The organism is Ruegeria profundi (assembly GCF_001507545.1).
GTDB lineage: Bacteria > Pseudomonadota > Alphaproteobacteria > Rhodobacterales > Rhodobacteraceae > Ruegeria > Ruegeria profundi.
Genome location: NZ_LQBP01000003.1, coordinates 468338 through 489186 on the forward strand (window position 1 = coordinate 468338; position 20849 = coordinate 489186).

A 20849-nucleotide genomic window follows, 5' to 3' on the forward strand; every position below is an offset into this window, starting at 1 on the left:
CCTGCCTTGGGGACACTCGGGAATCCGAAGTGCAATCTATGGGTTTCTGGCGGGACTTAAACAAACAATGTCGCGACGAAGCCGCGCTAGAGTTATTCCCATTCGATCGTGCCCGGAGGTTTCGATGTGATGTCATATGTGCATCGGTTGATGCCCTTGACCTCATTGATGATGCGTGTGGCTGTTTCGCCAAGGAATTCATGGCTGAACGGGTAGTAGTCGGCGGTCATGCCATCGACGGACGTGACGGCACGTAATGCGCAGGCATAGTCATAAGTCCGCCCATCGCCCATCACACCGACGGTTCTAACCGGAAGGATCGCCACGAAAGCCTGCCAAATCTCATCATAGAGACCGTGTTTGCGAATTTGGTCGGTATAGATCGCGTCCGCCTCGCGCAGAATGTCCAGCTTTTCACGCGTGATCTCGCCTGGGCAGCGAATGGCCAGCCCCGGTCCGGGGAAGGGGTGGCGGCCGATAAAGCTGTCGGGAAGGCCAAGCTCGCGTCCCAAGGCACGCACTTCGTCCTTGAAAAGCTCGCGTAGGGGTTCGACAAGTTTCAGCCCCATCTTCTCGGGCAAGCCACCAACATTGTGGTGTGACTTGATGGTGACCGAAGGACCACCTGAGAACGACACGGACTCGATCACGTCGGGGTAGAGCGTGCCTTGAGCCAGAAACTCGGCCCCCTCGATCGTATCGGCATGTTTCTGGAACACGTCGATGAACAGCTTGCCGATGATCTTGCGCTTGGTTTCAGGGTCGGATTGGCCGTCCAGTTCGCCCAGAAACAACTCGCTTTCATCCGCGTGAATGAGCTGAATGTTGTAGTTGTCGCGGAACATGCCGACGACTTCCTGTGCTTCGTTCTTACGAAGCAGGCCGTGATCCACGAATACGCAGGTAAGCTGATCCCCGATCGCCTCGTGAATAAGGATCGCCGCGACCGAACTGTCGACGCCGCCGGACAGGCCGCAAATGACCTTTTTGTCACCGACCTGCTCGCGGATCTTGCGGATCATTTCGTCGCGATAGGCACCCATGGTCCAGTCACCGCTGAAACCGGCGAGTTTGACAAAGTTTTCGTACAGTTTTGCGCCTTTGGGTGTGTGATGCACCTCGGGGTGGAACTGGACAGCATAGAAATGGCGATCCGTATCGGCAGTGATTGCGAAGGGCGCATTTGGCGAGGTGCCGAACACCTCGAACCCCGGAGCGATTTGGCTGACATGATCACCGTGGCTCATCCAGACTTGTTCATTTCCGTCGGCGAACCAACCGTTCAGGATGTCCAGATCACCGGTGGGAGTGACAAATGCACGACCGAACTCAGCCGTGCCGTGGCCACTTACGACCTTGCCGCCCAATTGGTGCATCATCACCTGTTGGCCATAGCAGATACCAAGGATTGGCACGCCATATTCAAAAATCTCTTGCGGAGCACGCGGGGATCCTTCGCGCGTGACGCTGTCCGGTCCACCTGAGAAAATCACAGCCTTGGGCGCCATGTCGCGCACAAAGTCCATCGTGACATTCTGATAGGGATGGATTTCGCAATAGACGTTTAACTCGCGCAGGCGACGTGCAATCAACTGCGTCACCTGGCTGCCGAAGTCGATGATGAGAAGGCGGTCATGGGATGTCTGGCTCATGACTGGCTCTTAGGTCGCGTGGCGGGTATGTGCAAGCGTTATGAGGGCGTTTTCAGCGCAATGCTGAGGGAGAATGAAGAATGTCGGCCATTCGTTTCTTGGATGCAACGCAGAACGACGTCGAGGCGATAGTTGACTGTATATCTGCAGCTTATGCCAAGGCGCGGGAAACTATAGATGATCTGCCCGATGTAACGGCAGGCATTGCGCAGGACATTGCGGATCACCACGTGCTTTTGGCCCGCATAGATGAGCGATTGGTAGGCGTGGTAATATTCGCCAAAAAAAACACGGTGATGAAAGTCACTAATTTGGCCGTCTCGCCGAAGGCGCAGGGGCAGGGAATTGCCGCACAGCTTCTGGCGAAAGTTGAGGACATGGCAAAAGACTGTGATTGCAGCCACATGGAACTGCGCACTCATCGCCTGATGCAGGACACGCGTGCGATCTATGCGCATCTTGGTTGGGTTGAGACGGAGGTCGACGCAAACTCGGTCGCGATGCAAAAAGATCTTTGACCGGGTTCAACCCATAGAATCCGAGCTTGACGTTCCGCGCTCTGCGGCGCGGCGCAGGTCGACGCGATAGCTCCAGATGGCAAGGGCGCTCCACGATCCGACGTAAAGTATACCGATGCCTATGATGGCTTCGCCCGGAATTGGCCCGATATCCGCGCGATCAATGAAGTTGCGGAAACTCCCTACCGGAGTTGGATGAACGACCAGTTTGCCAATGTGCGCCAATGCCTGAATAACGAGAATCCACAGGTAATTTCGGCGAATGCGCCGTCCGGCGGCGACCCAGAACCCGACGTGATACTTTGGATGCAAATAGTCCTGGGCAAGCACCTTTTGCCAGTTTTCCTCCATGTGCAGATCGCCATCCATCAGCATGGGCGCATAGAAATGTGTCTCCATCCACCGGGTACGCGCACGCCAGACGTTGAAGTATCGATAGCGCCGCGCCTCAAGCATCAGAAACAGGATGATTAAAACGCCTACCAATACCAACGGCAGCGGCGAAGCCTCAGGGGACGAAAACGAGATCGACAGCGCGACACCCAGCGTAACAACGGCCCAATTCGTCGTTGTGTCCAGTCGAGTGCGCCACAATGTGCTTCGATACACCTCTCCGCGGTACAGATGGGCGACAGCTCCGATCTCGGCCGCGGTAAGGGTCGTGCGCACAGTTTCAGATGGCGGTGTGGCCTTATCCTGGGTCTTCATCGCGTTATCATGCCCGTAGTGGTCATGGCGGTCAAAGTTTTTGGAGATGCTGCGCCCATGTCGCTTTTCCCCCCAGAGCGCCGTAAATCATATGCTGGCGCGTGGCGCAGTCCTGTAACACAACCTCCAAACGAAGTATCAGATGGGATTTTCTCATGGCAGAGGCTAACACCCGGCGCAGGGCCAGAGGCGGCGGTGGCGCCGCCCGCCGCGCCGAGCGCACCGCAGTTCGCATCGAAACGGCAAAGTACATCGAGCGGAACATTCCAAATTTCGAAGTTCTGAACGAAGAAGCCTTGGAAATTATTGAAACCAACGCAGAGACCATTCTGGCCGAGGTGGGCGTTAACTTCGTCGACAATCCGGATGCCCTTAAGCGGTGGAAAGATGCCGGGGCCGATGTTGATGGTGAGCGTGTGCGTATTCCGCGCGGACTGGCGCGCGAGCTGATCAAAACCGCCCCCAGTCAGTTCACCCAGCACGCCCGCAACCCGGAGAAATCCGTTGTTATCGGTGGCCGAAACCTTGTTCTGGCACCGGTTTATGGTCCGCCCTTCGTGCGCGATATTCATGGCGGTCGTCGATATGCGACCATGGACGATTTCAACAAGTTCGTGAAACTGGCGTATATGTCCAAATGGCTGCACCATTCGGGCGGAACCGTTTGCGAGCCTACGGACATACCCGTGAACAAGCGTCACCTGGATATGCTGATGGCGCACATGACCTTGTCGGACAAGCCGTTCATGGGGTCGGTCACGGATCCCAGCCGGGCGCAGGACTCGGTTGAGATGTGTGAGATCCTGTTCGGCAAAGACTTCGTGCAGGAAAACACGGTGATGACCTCGCTGGTCAACATCAACTCACCGATGACCTTCGACGACGTGATGATGGGGGCGCTTGAGGTCTATGCGAAAAACAACCAGGCTTGCATCATTTCACCGTTTATTGTCGGTGGTGCAATGGCCCCGGTTTCGGTCGCTGGAACGCTGACGCAGGTTCTGGCCGAAGTGCTGGCGGGCATTTCCTATAGCCAGATCATCCGCCCGGGCGCGCCTGCGATCTTTGGTGCATTTGTGACCTCGATCGATATGAACTCCGGCGCGCCGACTTTCGGCACACCTGAGGCATCGCACATCACCTATGGCGCGGGTCAACTGGCGCGCCGCCTGAACCTGCCATACCGTTCGGCGGGTTCGTTCTGCGGATCAAAGCTGCCCGATGCGCAGGCCGCCTATGAAACGGCGAACTCTCTGAACATGGGGCTGATGGCAGGTGTCAACTTTATGCTGCACTCTTGTGGGTGGCTCGAAGGCGGTCTGGTTGCCGATTTCGAGAAGTTTGTCATGGATGCCGACCAGTTGGGCGTCTTGCATGGACTGGCAAAGGGTGTGACCTATGACGAAAATGCACAGGCAATGGAGGCGATCCGCGAGGTTGGCCCGGGCGGTCACTATCTTGGTTGCGCCCACACTCAGGCGAACTTCAAGGAAGCCTTCTGGAAGACAGACTTGCTGGACTACAAGCCCTATGAAACCTGGGAAGACGAAGGCGCGCGCGACACGCGGCAACTGGCCGCCGCGCGGGTCGAGCGTCTGCTGGCCAATTATCAGCAGCCGCAAATCGACCCGGCCATCAATGCCGCATTGAACGAATACGTGGCGGAAAAGAAAGCATCCATGCCGGATGCCTTCACCTGATCATTGATACTGCGCGGCGCGGCTGGCCTGAAACAGCTGCGCCTCGCCCAGCAACGCGATCAGCAGATCAAGATGACGGACCAGCGAATAGGCTGCATCCTCCTCAAGACGCTGTGCGTTGACCTCTCGTTCCATTTCCAACAGTCGTACCAGCGCCGCACCGGTAGAGGGCATGGACCCGTAGCCGAGAATGCGCTGTAGGTACCGATCCCGATCATAGTCCTGCGCCCCTATTTTTGCAGCCCGTGCCAACAGGCGGGGGCGGCGAAGGGTCGTAATCATTGTCATCAGGTCCTGCATTTCGGGGTTCCTTGGTCAGAGTGAATTTACCCCTATATGTTGCACAACCTAAGCGGGTGTTGCCTTGATCGGGATCGCGCCGCACTCTGGCTTCATGAGTGTTTATGAATTTGAGACAAATCTGGCCCTTGTCTCCGCGGGTTAACGAACAAGTAACGAAAGCGACTCTAGTTAGAATTGGTTAACAAATTTACCGGGGGCGATTGAGAACAGATTGTTGGGTCGACAAGGGCAAGTAATCATGCAAAACAACGAGGCTTTCACCATTCCGGCTTGGGTACCAGAGGGGGCGCAAAGATATCTTGCCCACACGGAAACCGGCCAATCGATCCGCGATATTGCGCGATCAGCAGGGTGCCATGCTTCGACCATACTCAGGCAGATCAGGCGCATAGAGACACGCCGTGACGATCCGTTGGTGGATGCCGCGCTGCAGTCCCTGGCCCAGGCACATTTTGCTGGAACCCCAGCCGCAGCAGACAGCATCTTTCATGTGACACAGGAAGAAACCGCCGCTGCAAAGGACGAAGAATTCAACCGCGAGGCGCTGCGGATTCTGCGCCGTTTGTGCGAAACCGGCGCGGTCCTGGCGGTCGCCGAAGAAATGGACAAGGCTGTGGTCGTACGCGACTTGGGCGACGGGGGTACAGCCAGAACAGCGGTAGTAGATTGCAGGATCGCGCAGGCTTTGGCCCTGAAGGACTGGATTTCCTGTGACAATCCCGGTCGTATCTCAAGGTATCGGATTTCGTCATCGGGGCGTTCCGCGCTCAGCCAATTGATCGCGGATGACGAAAACAAAGCGCGTGCACGCAATGAGTTCGGCATGTCCGAGGCACAAACACCGTTTCAGTCGCAATTTGTGCAAGGCAACAGCGTGACAGCAAAGTCACAGCGGTCAAGACGCATTCGCTACTATGCAGCGGAAAGCCCGTTGATCGCATTGGCACGCAGGCGCGACCGCGATGGCAAACCCTTTCTGGATGAAACTCTTGTTGCCGCAGGTGAACGGTTGCGCGAGGATTTTGAGCTGGCGCAGATCGGCCCTCAGGTCGCACAAAACTGGGATCACTTCCTGACAGCAGGTGGGCGCGGCAGTTTCGGGCCCGAGTCTCACGGCGGGCAAGGGGCCTCAGATGCACGTAAACGCGTTGAGCACGCTTTGTCGGATCTTGGTCCAGGGCTAAGCGACGTGGCGCTGCGGTGCTGTTGCTATCTTGAGGGGTTGGAGCTTGCTGAAAAGCGCATGGGCTGGTCAGCGCGTTCGGGCAAGATCGTGCTGCGGATCGCACTACAAAGGCTCAAGCGGCACTACGAAAGCCAGTCGGAACGAAACAGAATGATCGGGTGATCTGCTTGATCGTGTTCAGGGGCTTTGATCTTTTTTGATACCTGAGGTTCTGCGACAAGTTAGTGAAGGTTTTTTTGCTGCCGCACAGGCCTTAAAACAAAAAGACCCGCCAGGAGCGGGTCTTGAGCATCAGGTCGGCTACAAGCTTAGGCCAAAGCCGGCTCGTTGGCTTCGTCCAGGTGCTTTTTCAGATTGTCCGGTGAGGACACGCCATAGGGGTCCTCGGGGCAGTTGTCCATCAGACCCGGCTCTTCAAACCATGCTTCGACGACACCGTCATTCACAATGGCTGCATAGCGCCAAGAGCGCATGCCAAAACCCAGATTATCTTTGTCAACGAGCATGCCCATCTTGCGAGTGAATTCACCCGAACCGTCCGGGATGACCTTGACGTTTTCAAGGCCCTGATCCTTTGCCCATTTGTTCATGACGAAGCTGTCATTGACGGACATGCAGTAGATTTCGTCAATGCCTTTTTCCTTGAACTCGGCATAGCCGTTTTCAAACCCCGGAAGCTGATAGGTCGAGCATGTAGGAGTGAATGCGCCTGGCAGCGAAAACAGAATGACGCGTTTGCCGGCAAAGTAATCCGCGGTGGTCTTGTCTTCCCAACGGAACGGATTCGGGCCTTCGATGGCCTCATCACGGACACGGGTGTGAAAGGTTACGTCGGGCAGTTTGGTACCGGATTTCATATTCATGTTCCTGTGATTCACTAGTCTTCGCCCCGCCGTTTAAAAGAGTTCTAAACTGGCTTCAACGCGAATAATGCTGCAAGTGCGAATGAAATTAAGTATATATAAATATGATTATCTGCAAATATTTATGACCATTTTGATAGAGATATGCCGCAACTGCGAACTGCGCTGTTATGGCAGGTATGCACGGGTGGTGTAGCTAATGGCTGCGGATTATACTATGTCAAAGCGAAACGACCCTAAGTCAGGATAGCCAACCGTGCGTGATCTGAAGATCCCCGAACAACGTCATCCCGAAAAGGCGCATCGTCAGGACAATGCGCAGCCGAAAAAGCCGAAATGGATCCGTGTGAAGGCGCCCGGTGGGAAGGGTTATGCCGAAACGCACAAGATCATGCGGGAAAACAATTTGGTCACCGTCTGCGAAGAGGCCGGGTGCCCGAATGTAGGCGAATGTTGGAGTCAGGGTCACGCCACCATGATGATCATGGGCGAGATTTGTACTCGTGGCTGCACATTCTGCAATATCGCGACTGGCCGTCCGGATTCGTTGGATGTTTTTGAACCTGGCCGAGTTGCGCATGCTGTGCAAAAGCTTGGTCTAAATCATGTCGTCATTACGTCGGTTGACCGGGACGATCTGGATGATGGCGGCGCCGACCATTTCGCTCAGACCATTCGCGCGGTGCGACACCGTTCGCCCAAGACGACGATCGAGATTCTGACTCCGGACTTCTTGAAATGCGATCCTGCGGTCTTGGAGGTCGTCGTCGAAGCCAAGCCAGACGTTTTTAACCACAACCTTGAAACAGTTCCCGGCCTGTACCCCGAGGTACGCCCCGGCGCGCGCTATTTCCACTCGCTGCGGTTGCTACAACGGGTGAAAGAGTTGGACCCGTCAATATTCACCAAATCCGGCATCATGGTTGGCTTGGGTGAAGACGAACAACAGGTTCGGCAGGTAATGGATGATATGCGCGCAGCAGATATTGATTTTCTGACGATAGGTCAGTACTTGCAGCCAACCCCGAAGCACCATGGAGTTGACCGTTTTGTGACGCCCGAAGAGTTTGCTTCTTACGAAAAAGCGGCTTACGGCAAGGGCTTCCTGATGGTGTCCGCAACGCCTCTGACCCGTTCGTCCTATCACGCCGGAGATGACTTCGCGCGTTTACGTGAAGCGCGTCAGAAGAAATTGGACCAAGGGTGAACTCGGAAACAGCGGAGCGGTTGATACGACTGCGCCACGACATTCACCAATTTCCTGAGATTTCGGGACAAGAAAAAGAAACGGCCGCAAAGGTCGCGGCCGAACTGCGTGCGCGTCATGCCAATAAGGTGCTGACATCCATCGGCGGTCACGGTGTGGCAGGTGTTTATGACAGTGGGAAAGACGGACCAACCGTTGCCATCCGGTGCGAACTTGACGGCTTGCCGATTCAGGAACTGTCCAACTTGGCGTATCGCTCACGCGTTACGGGTAAGGGGCATTTGTGTGGGCACGACGGACATATGGCAATTGTTCTGGGCGTGGCCGAGCAGCTTGGTCGAAATCGCCCCACGAAAGGCCGAGTCGTTCTGATTTTTCAACCAGCCGAAGAAACCGGGCAGGGCGCTATTGCCTATCGCAAGGACCGGAAGTTCGCCCAGATCAAGCCGGACTATGTGTTTTCGCTCCATAACCTTCCGGGCTTGGCATTGGGCGAGGTCGAGCTGTGCGCGGGCCCGGCGAATTGCGCGTCGCGCGGGATGAAAGTGGTTCTGACTGGAAGAACGTCGCATGCCGCGGCACCGCAAGATGGTGTGTCTCCGGCAGCAGCCTTGGCGTTGTTGATGCCGAAATTGGCCGATTTGGGAAAAGGCGGGTCTTTGGACGCAGACTTTGCGCTTACCACCGTGACTCATGCGACCCTTGGTGAGCCAACTTTTGGCATAGCGCCGGGTCGGGCTGAACTATGGGTGACGCTTCGCACCGTTGCCGATGCGCGTATGCATAGCTTGATGGCAGAGGCCGAGGCGCTTGTTGCACATACCGCCTCGGATCAGGGTCTTGAGTATGAGATCACTTATGAAGACGTCTTTGAGGCTAGCGTAAACGCGCCCGAAGCTGGCGACATTCTACGACAGGCATGTACTGCAACGAACGTGCCATGTGTGCTTACGTCCAGCCCGCAAAAATTTTCCGAGGATTTCGCACAATTCGGGAAAGACGCAAAGGCAGCAATGTTCTGGTTGGGGGCAGGGGTGGACCACCCGCAACTGCACAACCCGGATTACGATTTTCCTGATACCCTGATCTCGATTGGAACCGGGATATTCCTTGCGGCCATTCAGCAGGTGCTGGGTCCGTTTAGTCCCCGGTAAAGCGCACCTTGCCGATAAACGGCAGATTGCGATTGCGCTGCGCGTAGTCGATGCCATAGCCCACAACGAACTCGTCCGGGATTTCGAACCCGATCCAGTCTGAGCGGAAATCAACCTCGCGCCGGCTGGGTTTGTCCAGCAGCGCGATGGATTTCAACCGAGCCGGTTTCCGGCTGCGCAGCAGCTTCGTCACGTGGGCCAGCGTGTGGCCGGTGTCGACAATATCTTCGACCACCAAAACGTCGCGCCCTTCAATTGCGCCACGTAAGTCCTTGAGTATACGAACCTCACGACTGCTTTCCATCGAATCGCCGTAGGAAGAGGCCTCAAGAAAATCGACCTCGATCGGCAGGTCCAGTTCGCGCACGAGGTCAGCAATGAAGACAAAGCTGCCACGAAGCAAACCAACCACGACCAGTTTATCCGTTTCGGCGAATTCGGCGCTGATCTCGCGGCAAAGCTCTTCTATCCGGGCGGCGATGGTCTTGGCCGAGATCATCTCATCTATCACATATGCGCGGTCCGTCATCGCAGCCCCCTTGATCTTTGGCGCGCAACATACGACATGACGCGCTATTGTCACCTGCAAATACCGGAAGCCATGCCAACTCATTCGGAAACGCGCCACCTGCCTTACACAGCTCAGCAGATGTACGATTTGATTGCGGACGTGGCGAAGTATCCCGAGTTTTTGCCCTGGTGCGCCGCTGCGCGTATCCGCAGGACATATGCGGCGGGTGAGGCGCACGTCCTTGAGGCGGACCTGATCATCTCATTCAAGGTATTTCGCGAAAGATTTGGCAGCCGGGTAACGCTTTATCCCGATCAAATGAAGATCGACACCGAATATCTTGACGGTCCATTTAAATACATGAAATCCGACTGGCAGTTCGAAGACGCGCCCGACGGTGGTTGCAACGTCTCATTCCATGTTGATTTCGAATTCAAGAACGCCATCCTTCAGGGAATTATCGGCGTCGTGTTCAACGAAGCCATGCACCGGATCGTGCATGCATTCGAGACCCGTGCCGCGGATTTGTACCGCTAGGGCTTTACCCGTGTTTGCCGGGCGCTAGACTGCGCTCATGACCGATTTTTCCCTATCTCTTGCCACCTTTGCCGCTGGTGCTGTTGAGACAACGCTACAAACGCGGGTCGTTACCTCGTTATCCGTTCTGGACTGGATCGCAGTGGGTCGTGCCGGCGTTAATGAGCCGGTTTCGAAAGCTGTGCGAGATCTTGTGCTGGCTGAGGAAGGTGCCGCGCAGGCGCATCTGTTCGGCGGTGGTGCGGCACCCCTTCGTGGGGCGGCTTTGGTCAACGGAACCGTGTCTCATGCGCTAGATTACGACGATACGCATTTTGCACATATCGGGCATCCATCGGTGGCCATTCTGCCTGCCGCATTGGCTCTGAGCGAATCGGATGACCGCATCCTTGTTGATTTCCTTGAGGCCGCGCTGGTGGGGATGGAGGTCTCAATTCGTATGGGTCTTTGGCTTGGGCGCAACCACTATCAAGCTGGCTTTCATCAGACCGCAACGGCAGGTGCTTTCGGGGCTGCCGTTGCTGCCGGACGCATTCTGCAGTTCGACGTGGATCAGATGCAAAAGGTTCTGGGCCTGACCGCAACCCGCGCTTCCGGCCTAAAGGTGCAATTTGGGACGATGGGCAAACCTTTTAATGCGGGACTTGCAGCCTCGAACGGGGTCGAAGCTGCTTTGCTGGTTGCCGGGGGATTTGAACCCCAAAAGGAGTCGCTCGAAGGGCAATACGGTTTCGGAGCGACGCATCAGGGTGAAGGTGACCCAAAATCGGCCCTGGATGGGTTGGGTGATGAATGGCTGTTCGAAAACGTCAGCCACAAATTCCACGCGTGCTGTCACGGCTTGCACGCGGCGCTTGAGGCCGCTCGCGATCTGGACATTGCTGAACCGGAAGTGGCTGAAATCAAGATAAAGACCCACCCAAGGTGGATGAGCGTATGCAACCAAATGGCGCCGACCACAGGATTGGGTGCCAAGTTTTCCTACCGGACCGTCATCGCGATGCAAGCGCTTGGTTACGATACGGGGGTGCCTGCCAGTTACTCGGAAAAGGTCTGCGCCGATCCCCGCCTGACGTCGTTGCGCGACCGGGTTTCGGTTGAGGCTGACGATACCCTGTCGGAAACACAGGCCCAAGTAACCCTGTTACGTCGCGATGGTGCCCGGCTTGAGGCGACGCATGATCTGCTGGCTCCGGTGGCGCTGTCAGATCGTGAGGATAGGGTTCGGTCAAAAGCGTCCAAATTGATCGGTGCTGAAGAGGCGGACGCGATCTGGTCGATGTTGCGCACCGGTGGCCGCGCCCGCGATCTGGCAAAAATGCTGGCGGATTAAACGACGCGCCAATGCAAGGGGAAGCCGGGCTCGAACACCGTGACCGGACCGTCGCCTGTTTCGATCTTGGTGGGGTATTCCACCGGTTCGCCTTTGGTCAGCGTGATCGTTTCCTCGTTGACCGGCAGGCCATAAAACGAGGGGCCGTTCAACGAAACGAACCCTTCCAGCTTATCCATTGCGCTTTCACGGTCAAACATCTCGGCCACCAGTGACATGGTGTTGGTCGCGGTGAAACAACCTGCGCACCCACAAGCCATTTCTTTGTTATCGTCCGTATGCGGCGCGCTGTCGGTGCCCAGGAAGTACCGTTTGTCACCCGAGGTCGCGGCAGCCACCAGCGCCAGGCGGTGATCCTCTCGCTTCGCAACAGGCAGGCAGTAGTAATGCGGTTTGATGCCGCCCACCAGAATGTGGTTGCGGTTGATGATCAGGTGATGCGCGGTAATGGTTGCGCCAAGATCCGCTTCGTGGGCTTTGACGTATTCGACGCCGTTGCTGGTTGTGATGTGCTCCATCACCACACGCAGACCCGGTGTGGCTTTGCGGATAGGGTCAAGCACGCGGTCGATGAACACAGCTTCACGGTCGAATATGTCGATTTCTGGGTCCGTGACTTCACCGTGGACGCACAGTGGCAGACCAATCTCCGCCATCTTGTCCAGCACCGAACGGACTTTGTCGAAATCACGCACACCCGACTGTGAATTGGTCGTTGCGCCGGCCGGGTAGAGCTTGACCGCTTTGACCAAACCGCTCGCATGGGCGGCGGCCACGTCTGCGGCGTCCGTGTCTTCGGTCAGATAGAGTGTCATCAGCGGCTCGAACGTCATGTCGGCGGGCAGGGCCGCCATGATTCGATCCCGGTAGGCCGCGGCCTGATCGCCACGCACAACGGGTGGCACGAGGTTCGGCATAATGATCGCGCGGGCAAAGTGGCGCGCGGTTTCGGGCAGAACGGCCTGCAACATCGCGCCATCGCGCAGGTGCAAGTGCCAGTCATCGGGGCGGCGGATCGTGATGCTATCGGTCATGCCGCATCCGCTAGCACAGTGGCCGTGTCCCGAAAACCCCTTGTCGTCGGGCTGGATCACCGTACGTCCCGAGAAGAGGGTGGTCTTGACGCACGCGTGCTGCCGTGACCTTTTGTGCCGAGGGAGAGACATGACATGACACATCCAGATTCTATTGACGCAGTTCAGGAAATGCTTGGGTCGCAGGGGTACGTATGTGGTCGCGCCTTGGCGACTGTCGTGTTCCTCTCGCTGAAATTGGGGCGTCCGCTGTTTCTGGAGGGTGAGGCTGGTGTCGGCAAAACCGAGATCGCCAAGGCGCTGGCTGCGGGGTTAAACCGGCGCCTTATCCGATTGCAGTGCTACGAAGGGCTTGATGCATCCTCGGCGGTGTACGAATGGAATTTTCCGGCGCAAATGGTGGCGATCCGAACGGCTGAGGCCGCAGGCGGGGCTGATCGCGGTGCGCTACAGTCCGAGCTGTTTTCCGACGAATACCTTGTCGAACGCCCGCTTTTGCAAGCCATGCGACCGGATGAAAATGGCGCACCTGTCCTCTTGATAGATGAGCTTGATCGAACCGATGAACCGTTCGAGGCTTTCCTGCTGGAAGCCCTCAGTGATTTTCAGGTCACCATTCCCGAACTGGGCACCGTCAAAGCGCCCGAACCGCCTATCGTGATCGTGACGTCGAACCGTACGCGTGAGGTGCACGATGCGCTGAAACGCCGTTGTCTTTATCATTGGGTCGACTACCCCGATTTTGACCGTGAGATCGAAATCCTCCACGCCCGCGCGCCGGAAGCTGCCGAGGCGCTTAGCCGAGAGGTGGTTGCATTTGTCCAACGCCTGCGGACTGAGGATCTGTTCAAAAAGCCCGGTGTCGCCGAAACGATCGACTGGGCGAAATGCCTGCTGGCGCTCGATGTGATCAACCTCAGCCCCGAAGTGATTGGCGATACGCTGGGTGCGATCCTGAAGTACCAGGATGATATTCAGAAACTGCAAGGGTCCGAGGCGAAACGGATTCTGGATCAGGCGAAAGCTGACTTGGAACCGGTTTGATGGCTGAGCAGCTTACGCTGGATATCCCTGACAACCCAAAGCTGGCGCAGAACATTACCCATTTTGCGCGCGCCTTGCGGAAGGCTGGCTTACCCATTGGAACCGGGCGGGTTGTTGACGCGATCCGTGCGGTCCAGGCGGCAGGTTTCACCAAGAAGACAGATTTCTACTGGACCCTGCACGCCTGTTTCGTGAATCGTCCGGAGCATCGCACTGTGTTTGCGCAGGTGTTCCGGCTTTATTGGCGCGACCCAAGGTATCTTGAGCATATGATGTCCATGATGCTTCCCGCCATCCGTGGTGTGCAGGAAGACCGAAAGGCTGACGCCGCAGAAAAACGCGCGGCCGAGGCGCTGCTTGATGGTGTGGAACGCGACCTGCCAGAGGCGTCCGAGCAAGAAGAGGAAACGGAGTTAGAGATTGATGCCTCGCAGACCGCCTCGTCCGAAGAACGCCTGCGTAGTCTGGATTTCGAACAGATGAGCACGGCTGAGACCGCGCAGGCCAAGCGGATGCTGGCGCGTCTTACGCTGCCGGTGAGTCCTATCGAGTCACGGCGCGGTCAGGCCAGCCATTTGGGTCATAGGATTGATCGTGCCCGAACCTTGCGCGCGGCGATGCGTCAGGGTGGTGAGCTTCGCGATATCGCGCGCCTCAAGCCGAAGCCGCGATGGCCAAACCTTGTGGTGCTCTGCGATATCTCTGGGTCGATGAGCCAATACAGTCGGATGATCCTGCATTTCCTTCATACCGTCTCAAACGCGAAAGGTGCAGGTTGGGCCAAGGTACATGCGTTCACCTTCGGCACCCGTCTGACTAATATCACCCGCCATTTGCAACAGCGCGACGTTGACGCAGCACTTGCCGCAGCCGGTGCCGAGGCGCAGGATTGGGAAGGGGGAACGCGGATCGGGGAGTGTCTGCACGCGTTCAACCGCGACTGGTCGCGCCGGGTCATGGGGCAAGGTGCAGTCGTGCTGCTGATCTCGGACGGTTTGGATCGGGGCGACCCCGATGCGCTTGGGAAAGAGATGGAGCGCTTGCACCTCTCCGCGCGGCGCCTGATCTGGCTTAACCCGCTCTTGCGTTGGGATGGGTTCGCGCCAAAGGCTCAGGGTGTTGCTGCGATGTTGCCGCATGTCGACAGTTTTCGCGCGGGGCACTCTATTGCTTCATTGGAAGGTCTGGCCGCCGTCATCTCAAAACCTGATGACATGGGTGAGAAAGCGCGGCTTATGACCGCGCTTTCAGGGGGAAGATCAGCTTAGTTGTTCTTCGTTGCACTTACGCGCCATTTCCATGGCTTTGAACGTGCCAGTGAGATCGACGGTGAACGCGAATTCCTTCTCGGGGAACACGACCATGACCTTCTGCTTGGCGATATCATCCGCGAATTGAGGATCGTCAGACAGAACATAACCGCCGGAGTATCCTTTGGTGATATTGCCCCTCATGCCGGTTGCTTCACCGACATAAACGTTATCACCTAAAAGAATCGCTACGGCCTCGGTCTCGCCACGTTTGATGTCGGTCTCGGCCTTGGTAAAGACGCCCACATATCCAACGCTTCGATCTTCGGTCAATCCCATCTGAACTACGTTTTCTGCGTCATCTACGGCCTCGATCAAGCAGGTTTTCTTGTCTTGGTCCACGAAGACCTTCCAGCCTTCGACTTCTCCGTAACGCAGGAACGTATCCGCGCTCGCCGCGCTTGAGGCCAGCAGGCCGATTGCCATTCCGAGAGTGAACACACGTTTCAAGTCTCTGTCTCCCTGTTGTGAAATTAGTATCTGAATACGAGAATTACTGATGATCGTATGAAGGCTAGAATCGCATGATCTGGCAATCAATACTTTGCGAGAACGAAGAAAATCTAAGCTGAAAAGCGCCTAGACTTTAGATTTTTTGAGCCCATGCAAACAGTTGAAAGCCAGGGTTCCTTTTCATCCGGCCAAACCTGCTTATGTTGGACCTGAACGCTTCGGGAGGGTGCAATGGACAGATTCGACAATGGCCCTGAAACCGCATTGAGTTGGCACCGCGACGGCAAGCCGGTTGCGCTGGCTACGGTTGTTGAGACCTGGGGCAGCGCGCCGCGCCGTGTTGGCGCACAGCTGGTGATCGGCGGGGATGGCCGTATGGAGGGCTCGGTCTCAGGGGGCTGCGTTGAAGGCGCTGTCGTGGTTGAAGCGCTTGAGGCGATCGATGAAGGCGAAGCACGTCTGCTGGAATTTGGTGTCAGCGATGAGGACGCCTTTGCCGTGGGGCTGGCCTGTGGGGGTACGATCCGTGTTCTGGTAGAACCGGTCGGCAAAGTACTGCCCGAGCCCATGCTGCGCGAATTGGTCGACGCCCGTGCCCGGCGTGAGCCTGTGGCTTATGAGGTGAACATCGAAACCGGCCACCGGGCTTTGCATCACAATGCCTATCCGGATCGCCTGCGCATGGATCGTTCGGGTTTCGAGGAAGATGGTCAAACTTTCGTTGCAATCCACAACCCTCCGCTCCGGTTAATTGTCGTCGGTGCAGTGCACATTGCGCAGGCGTTGGTGCCGATGGCACGTATCGCGGGCTATGATCCGTTCATCGTTGACCCGCGCGAAGCTTTCGCATCCAGCAGCCGTTTTCCCGGCGAGACGATTCTGACAGACTGGCCGGATGAAGCGGTCGCCAAACTTGGCATGGACGCGCGTACTGCCGTGGTGTTGTTGACGCATGATCCGAAACTGGATGACCCGGCGTTGCAATCCGCACTTGGGGCGGGCGTGTTCTATATCGGTGCCTTGGGATCGACGCGAACGCACGCAAAACGGGTCGCGCGGATGAAAGAGGCCGGTTTCACCGACACCCAGATCGCGCGTATCCATGGCCCCATCGGATTGGATATCGGAGCTGCAGATCCATCGGAAATCGCTGTTGCCATTCTGGCGCAGATGACTGCCGTATTACGAGGTAAAGCGTGAAGTTCGGCCCTGTTCCCATTGATCAGGCTGGCGGGGCCATTTTGGCCCACTCCGTCAAAGCCGGGGACACGAAGCTGCGCAAAGGGATTGTTCTTACGCCTGAACATCAGGCGCGTCTGACTGCAGCTGGATATGAAACTGTAATAGTTGCACAGCTTGACCCAGGAGATTGTCACGAAGACAAGGCGGCCGGAATGCTGGCTGACGCGTTGGTGCCAGACCCAAAGGGTGCTGCTTTGAAGGTGACGAAGCCGTTCACGGGCCGTGTTAACCTGCTGGCAGAGGGGCCGGGCGTCGCGGTTCTGGACGTTTCCGCGCTTGAAGCCTTCAACCTGGTCAACCCAATGATCACCGTTGCCACGGTGCCGCAGTACCAACAGATGACCACCGGCGGCATGGTCGCGACGATCAAGGTTATTTCTTACGCCGTCCCAGAAGGGGATGTGCTGAAAGCCGCTCGTCTCGCGCAGGACGCCATTCGCCTTGCTACGCCGGTCTACAAAAAGGCAGGGCTGATCGTAACCGATATTCCCGGCGGGCCGTCTAACGAAAAGGGCATCGCGGCGATCCGTGGCCGGGTCGAAGCCTTGGGAATGGAGATGAGCGATGTGCGCATCGTGCCCCATGTGACCGATGCACTTGCAAACGCGGTCACCGAAACTCAGGGCGACGTGGTGATGATCCTGACGGGCTCCGCAACCTCGGATGTATCGGATGTTGCGCCTCAGGCGGTGCGAGTCGCAGGTGGGCATGTGGACCGTTTTGGCATGCCGGTCGATCCGGGCAATCTGCTTTTTCTTGGGTCGCTCGGGCAGCGACCGGTGATTGGGTTGCCGGGCTGCGCGCGGTCCCCGGCGTTGAACGGGGCTGATTGGGTGCTGTCCCGTGTCGCCTGTGGGATCGAGACAACTGGTGCAGACATCGCCGCGATGGGGGTAGGCGGCCTTCTGAAAGAGATTCCGACCAGGCCACAACCGCGCGCGTCACGGCGATAATTTGCCTTTGTCTGCCTCCGCGTTACCTTTGAGTGTTAAGCACGCAAACAGTTAAACCAATCCCTAAATATTTTTGTTCTCAAACGAAAATTCCCGTGTTTAACTCGGGCAAGGGAGAATTTCATTTTAGGAGGAACGAATGACACAGGTCTCAATGACCGTGAACGGAAAATCCGTGAGCGGTGACGTCGAAGGCCGGACACTGCTGTCCAGCTTTCTGCGGGATCACTTGTCGCTGACGGGCACGCATGTGGGATGTGACACCGCGCAATGCGGCGCATGTGTGGTGCATGTGAATGGCGAGGCAGTAAAGTCATGCAATATGCTGGCGTTGGAGGCTGACGGGGCCGACGTGGGCACCATCGAAGGGCAGGCCAATCCAGACGGTTCGCTGAACGTCATACAACAGGCGTTTCAGGATCATCACGGTCTGCAATGCGGATTTTGCACACCGGGCATGGTGATGAGCGCCGCAGCCCTGCTGAAAGAAAATCCGCGCCCGACCGAAGCCGAAATTCGCAAGTACCTTGAAGGCAACCTGTGCCGCTGCACCGGGTATCACAATATCGTTAAGGCGATCATGGCCGCATCCGGTCAGGACGCAGGCAAAATCGCAGCCGAATGATGCCACTGCGGGCGTAGGAAAAAATGCCCGTGGAATGACTTAGGGTGCATGAGCATCCGTTTATCGGAGGAGAACAAGCAATGCCCAAAGACAGTGGCATCGGAGCCAGTTCCAAGCGCCGCGAGGACGTGCGCTTTCTGACCGGAGCAGGCAACTACACCGACGACATCAACGTACATGGCCAAGCCTATGTGCATTTCCTGCGGTCTGACATCGCGCATGGCCGGATCAAGTCAATCGATACGTCAGCAGCCGAAACCATGCCCGGCGTGGTCAAGGTATTCACCGGCAAAGACTTCGAAGGCGTAGGTGGAATGCCCTGCGGCTGGGAAGTGACTGACAAACACGGCGCGCCGATGCAGGAACCGCCGCACCCCATACTGGCGCAAGGAAAAGTACGCCACGTGGGCGATCCTATCGCTGCCGTTGTGGCCGATAGTCTTGAACAGGCCCGCGACGCGGCCGAAGCCATCGAGCTGGATATCGAAGAACTGCCAGCCGTGCTGGACATGAAGGCCGCGGCGCAGGAAGGCGCGACGCTGGTTCATGACGATCTGAAGAACAATATCTGTTATGATTGGCAGTTGGGCGAGGCTGACGACGCGAAGGTCAATGAGGTCTTTGCCAATGCTGCGCATGTAACCACGTTGGATTTGGTTAATAACCGCCTGGTCGCCAACCCAATGGAGCCGCGTGTGGCGGTGGCCGAGTACAATCGGGGAACCGAAGACTACACGCTTTACACGACATCCCAGAACCCGCACGTGATCCGGTTGTTGATGTGCGCATTTGTTCTGGGCCTACCTGAGCATAAGGTTCGTGTTGTCGCGCCTGATGTGGGCGGTGGTTTCGGTACGAAGATTTTCCACTACGCCGAAGAAGCGTTTTGCACTTTCGCGGCCAAAGCCTGTGGGCGTCCGGTGAAATGGACCGCCAGCCGGTCCGAGGCGTTCATGTCGGACGCACAAGGTCGCGACCATGTCAGCACAATCGAACTGGCGCTGGATGCGGACAACAACTTCATCGGTCTGCGCACCAATACCTATGCCAACCTTGGCGCGTATCTGTCGACCTTTTCCAGCTCGGTTCCGACCTGGCTGCATGGTACGCTTATGGCGGGTAACTATAAAACGCCGGTCATCCAGGTGAACGTAAAGGCGATGTTTACCAATACGGTCCCGGTTGATGCCTATCGCGGAGCCGGGCGGCCCGAGGCGACTTTCCAGCTTGAACGTGTGGTAGACAAAGCCGCGCGTGAGCTTGGGGTCGATCCGATTGCGCTGCGCCGTCAGAACTTCATAACTCAGTTCCCCTATGACACGCCGGTCGCGCTGACCTATGACACCGGGGACTATAATGGGACGATGGACAAGCTTGAAGTTGCCGCCGATCTGGCAGGCTTTGCTGCGCGTCGCACGGAAAGCGAGGCGAAGGGCAAGCTGCGTGGGCTTGGCATCAACTGCTATATTGAGGCTTGCGGTATCGCACCTTCGAACATTGTTGGAATGCTCGGTGCCCGTGCGGGTCTGTATGATGCTGCGACAGTGCGGGTGAACGCCACCGGCTCGATCAGCGTCATGGTCGGCGCGCATAGCCACGGGCAAGGGCACGAGACCGCCTTTCCTCAAGTGGTGGCGGACATGATCGGTATCGACGAATCAATGGTCGAGATCGTGCACGGCGACACCTCGAAAATCCCGTTTGGTATGGGTACCTACGGGTCGCGTAGCCTCGCAGTTTGCGGCTCGGCCATGGTCAAGGCGACCGAGAAGGTGATCGAAAAGGCCAAGAAGATCGCGGCTCATTTGCTGGAGGCGTCTGAGGCGGATATTGAGCTGAAGGATGGTCAGTTCAGCGTTGCGGGCACCGACAAATCGGTGGCTTGGGGTGACGTGACCCTTACCGCTTATGTCCCGCATAACTATCCTTTGGAAGTTGAACCGGGGCTTGAGGAAACCGCATTTTACGATCCGGCGAACTTTACCTTCCCTGCTGGTGCCTATGCCTGTGAGGTCGAGGTGGATCCGGAAACAGGACAGGTCACCATCGAAAAGTTCACTGCGGCGGATGATTTCGGCAACATCATCAATCCGATGATCGTTGACGGTCAGGTGCATGGCGGTATCGGTCAGGGGATCGGCCAGGCGCTGTTGGAGAATTGCGCCTATGACGAGAACGGACAATTGCTGAGCGCGTCCTTCATGGATTACGCGATGCCGCGCGCCGATGATGTTCCGTTCTACGAGGTCGACCATTCCAGCCAAACGCCGTGTACCCATAACCCGCTGGGCGTGAAAGGCTGTGGTGAGGCTGGCGCGATCGGCTCACCGCCTGCGGTGGTCAATGCGGTACTGGATGCGTTGAACTCGGGTGGCAAATCAGTGGATCACATTGATATGCCGGTTAGCCCGTCGCGCGTCTGGGCGGCAATGAACAGCTGAGTGGAGAGAGAGGACCGGGGGCCAGCCCCCCGGACCCCCGGGATATTTTTAGCCAGATGAAGGACGGACCCGCGT

General features: G+C 57.0%; 20 protein-coding genes. 13 read left to right on the forward strand and 7 right to left on the reverse strand.

Annotated elements, in window-relative coordinates; genetic code table 11:
- Window positions 1–92 precede the first annotated feature (92 nt).
- Window positions 93–1652 carry a glutamine-hydrolyzing GMP synthase gene (guaA, locus tag AVO44_RS08100; RefSeq protein ID WP_068335118.1) on the reverse strand — a complete coding sequence of 520 codons (1560 nt, stop codon included), beginning with the start codon at window positions 1650–1652 and terminating at the stop codon, window positions 93–95.
- Window positions 1653–1732: 80 nt separating this feature from the next.
- Here guaA and AVO44_RS08105 point away from each other — a divergent pair, with 80 nt between their 5' ends.
- The gene (locus AVO44_RS08105) at window positions 1733–2170 is read left to right on the forward strand and encodes a GNAT family N-acetyltransferase (RefSeq protein WP_068335121.1); all 438 of its coding nucleotides are present in this window, start codon (window positions 1733–1735) and stop codon (window positions 2168–2170) included.
- Between the two features lie 6 nt (window positions 2171–2176).
- On the opposite strand, the gene AVO44_RS08110 is transcribed toward AVO44_RS08105, so the two are convergent.
- Window positions 2177–2878 carry a DUF2270 domain-containing protein gene (locus AVO44_RS08110; protein ID WP_068335124.1) on the reverse strand — a complete coding sequence of 234 codons (702 nt, stop codon included), beginning with the start codon at window positions 2876–2878 and terminating at the stop codon, window positions 2177–2179.
- Window positions 2879–3033: 155 nt separating this feature from the next.
- Here AVO44_RS08110 and AVO44_RS08115 point away from each other — a divergent pair, with 155 nt between their 5' ends.
- Entirely contained in the window at window positions 3034–4578 is a 1545-nt protein-coding gene (locus AVO44_RS08115) for a trimethylamine methyltransferase family protein (protein WP_068335127.1), read from the forward strand.
- Here the strand turns inward: AVO44_RS08115 and AVO44_RS08120 are convergent, their stop codons facing one another.
- A complete protein-coding gene (locus AVO44_RS08120; RefSeq protein WP_068335129.1) occupies window positions 4579–4878 on the reverse strand; it encodes a DUF6477 family protein in 300 nt (99 codons plus the stop codon).
- Window positions 4879–5119: 241 nt separating this feature from the next.
- Here AVO44_RS08120 and AVO44_RS08125 point away from each other — a divergent pair, with 241 nt between their 5' ends.
- A complete protein-coding gene (locus AVO44_RS08125) occupies window positions 5120–6229 on the forward strand; it encodes a DUF6456 domain-containing protein (protein WP_068335132.1) in 1110 nt (369 codons plus the stop codon).
- A gap of 146 nt (window positions 6230–6375) precedes the next feature.
- Here the strand turns inward: AVO44_RS08125 and AVO44_RS08130 are convergent, their stop codons facing one another.
- Window positions 6376–6924 carry a peroxiredoxin gene (locus AVO44_RS08130; RefSeq protein WP_068335137.1) on the reverse strand — a complete coding sequence of 183 codons (549 nt, stop codon included), beginning with the start codon at window positions 6922–6924 and terminating at the stop codon, window positions 6376–6378.
- 262 nt (window positions 6925–7186) lie between these two features.
- On the opposite strand from AVO44_RS08130, the gene lipA reads away from it, so the two are divergent.
- Window positions 7187–8137: a lipoyl synthase gene (lipA, locus tag AVO44_RS08135; protein ID WP_068335147.1), complete on the forward strand. Its 951-nt coding sequence runs from the start codon at window positions 7187–7189 to the stop codon at window positions 8135–8137.
- A complete protein-coding gene (locus AVO44_RS08140) occupies window positions 8134–9291 on the forward strand; it encodes an amidohydrolase (protein ID WP_068335156.1) in 1158 nt (385 codons plus the stop codon). Before lipA ends, AVO44_RS08140 begins: the two co-directional genes overlap by 4 nt.
- On the opposite strand, the gene hpt is transcribed toward AVO44_RS08140, so the two are convergent.
- Complete coding sequence (gene hpt / locus AVO44_RS08145; protein WP_068335162.1) at window positions 9278–9820, reverse strand: hypoxanthine phosphoribosyltransferase; 543 nt, start codon at window positions 9818–9820, stop codon at window positions 9278–9280. The genes AVO44_RS08140 and hpt overlap by 14 nt on opposite strands.
- A 72-nt stretch (window positions 9821–9892) precedes the next feature.
- Between hpt and AVO44_RS08150 the strand changes: the two genes are divergently transcribed.
- Entirely contained in the window at window positions 9893–10339 is a 447-nt protein-coding gene (locus AVO44_RS08150; RefSeq protein WP_068335328.1) for a type II toxin-antitoxin system RatA family toxin, read from the forward strand.
- A gap of 37 nt (window positions 10340–10376) precedes the next feature.
- Window positions 10377–11672 carry an MmgE/PrpD family protein gene (locus AVO44_RS08155; RefSeq protein WP_068335164.1) on the forward strand — a complete coding sequence of 432 codons (1296 nt, stop codon included), beginning with the start codon at window positions 10377–10379 and terminating at the stop codon, window positions 11670–11672.
- Here AVO44_RS08155 and pyrC read toward each other — a convergent pair.
- Window positions 11669–12706, reverse strand: a complete 1038-nt coding sequence (gene pyrC / locus AVO44_RS08160) for a dihydroorotase (protein WP_068335167.1) — start codon at window positions 12704–12706, stop codon at window positions 11669–11671. The genes AVO44_RS08155 and pyrC overlap by 4 nt on opposite strands.
- A 135-nt stretch (window positions 12707–12841) precedes the next feature.
- On the opposite strand from pyrC, the gene AVO44_RS08165 reads away from it, so the two are divergent.
- Complete coding sequence (locus AVO44_RS08165) at window positions 12842–13750, forward strand: AAA family ATPase (protein WP_068335169.1); 909 nt, start codon at window positions 12842–12844, stop codon at window positions 13748–13750.
- Window positions 13750–15018, forward strand: a complete 1269-nt coding sequence (locus AVO44_RS08170; RefSeq protein WP_068335172.1) for a vWA domain-containing protein — start codon at window positions 13750–13752, stop codon at window positions 15016–15018. The genes AVO44_RS08165 and AVO44_RS08170 overlap by 1 nt, the downstream gene beginning before the upstream one ends.
- Here AVO44_RS08170 and AVO44_RS08175 read toward each other — a convergent pair.
- Window positions 15010–15501: a hypothetical protein gene (locus AVO44_RS08175; protein ID WP_233421953.1), complete on the reverse strand. Its 492-nt coding sequence runs from the start codon at window positions 15499–15501 to the stop codon at window positions 15010–15012. The genes AVO44_RS08170 and AVO44_RS08175 overlap by 9 nt on opposite strands.
- 243 nt (window positions 15502–15744) lie before the next feature.
- On the opposite strand from AVO44_RS08175, the gene AVO44_RS08180 reads away from it, so the two are divergent.
- The 4 genes from AVO44_RS08180 (at window position 15745) to AVO44_RS08195 (ending at window position 20774) form a co-directional block, all read left to right on the forward strand.
- A complete protein-coding gene (locus AVO44_RS08180) occupies window positions 15745–16713 on the forward strand; it encodes an XdhC family protein (RefSeq protein ID WP_068335180.1) in 969 nt (322 codons plus the stop codon).
- Window positions 16710–17708: a molybdopterin-binding protein gene (locus AVO44_RS08185; protein WP_068335183.1), complete on the forward strand. Its 999-nt coding sequence runs from the start codon at window positions 16710–16712 to the stop codon at window positions 17706–17708. The genes AVO44_RS08180 and AVO44_RS08185 overlap by 4 nt, the downstream gene beginning before the upstream one ends.
- Before the next feature lie 139 nt (window positions 17709–17847).
- A complete protein-coding gene (locus AVO44_RS08190; protein ID WP_068335186.1) occupies window positions 17848–18333 on the forward strand; it encodes a (2Fe-2S)-binding protein in 486 nt (161 codons plus the stop codon).
- An 80-nt stretch (window positions 18334–18413) separates the two neighbouring features.
- Window positions 18414–20774, forward strand: a complete 2361-nt coding sequence (locus AVO44_RS08195) for a xanthine dehydrogenase family protein molybdopterin-binding subunit (protein WP_068335189.1) — start codon at window positions 18414–18416, stop codon at window positions 20772–20774.
- The last annotated feature ends 75 nt before the right edge of the window (window positions 20775–20849 follow it).

Excerpts from the sequence above, each read along its gene's own strand:
- AVO44_RS08125 (WP_068335132.1), top strand. The coding sequence starts at position 5,120 with ATGCAAAACAACGAGGCTTTCACCATTCCGGCTTGGGTACCAGAGGGG.
- AVO44_RS08130 (WP_068335137.1), bottom strand. The coding sequence starts at position 6,924 with ATGAAATCCGGTACCAAACTGCCCGACGTAACCTTTCACACCCGTGTC.
- AVO44_RS08190 (WP_068335186.1), top strand. The coding sequence starts at position 17,848 with ATGACACAGGTCTCAATGACCGTGAACGGAAAATCCGTGAGCGGTGAC.
- AVO44_RS08115 (WP_068335127.1), top strand. The coding sequence starts at position 3,034 with ATGGCAGAGGCTAACACCCGGCGCAGGGCCAGAGGCGGCGGTGGCGCC.
- AVO44_RS08150 (WP_068335328.1), top strand. The coding sequence starts at position 9,893 with ATGCCAACTCATTCGGAAACGCGCCACCTGCCTTACACAGCTCAGCAG.
- AVO44_RS08165 (WP_068335169.1), top strand. The coding sequence starts at position 12,842 with ATGACACATCCAGATTCTATTGACGCAGTTCAGGAAATGCTTGGGTCG.
- guaA (WP_068335118.1), bottom strand. The coding sequence starts at position 1,652 with ATGAGCCAGACATCCCATGACCGCCTTCTCATCATCGACTTCGGCAGC.
- AVO44_RS08155 (WP_068335164.1), top strand. The coding sequence starts at position 10,377 with ATGACCGATTTTTCCCTATCTCTTGCCACCTTTGCCGCTGGTGCTGTT.
- AVO44_RS08110 (WP_068335124.1), bottom strand. The coding sequence starts at position 2,878 with ATGAAGACCCAGGATAAGGCCACACCGCCATCTGAAACTGTGCGCACG.
- AVO44_RS08180 (WP_068335180.1), top strand. The coding sequence starts at position 15,745 with ATGGACAGATTCGACAATGGCCCTGAAACCGCATTGAGTTGGCACCGC.
- AVO44_RS08170 (WP_068335172.1), top strand. The coding sequence starts at position 13,750 with ATGGCTGAGCAGCTTACGCTGGATATCCCTGACAACCCAAAGCTGGCG.
- AVO44_RS08120 (WP_068335129.1), bottom strand. The coding sequence starts at position 4,878 with ATGCAGGACCTGATGACAATGATTACGACCCTTCGCCGCCCCCGCCTG.
- hpt (WP_068335162.1), bottom strand. The coding sequence starts at position 9,820 with ATGACGGACCGCGCATATGTGATAGATGAGATGATCTCGGCCAAGACC.
- AVO44_RS08195 (WP_068335189.1), top strand. The coding sequence starts at position 18,414 with ATGCCCAAAGACAGTGGCATCGGAGCCAGTTCCAAGCGCCGCGAGGAC.
- AVO44_RS08105 (WP_068335121.1), top strand. The coding sequence starts at position 1,733 with ATGTCGGCCATTCGTTTCTTGGATGCAACGCAGAACGACGTCGAGGCG.
- pyrC (WP_068335167.1), bottom strand. The coding sequence starts at position 12,706 with ATGACCGATAGCATCACGATCCGCCGCCCCGATGACTGGCACTTGCAC.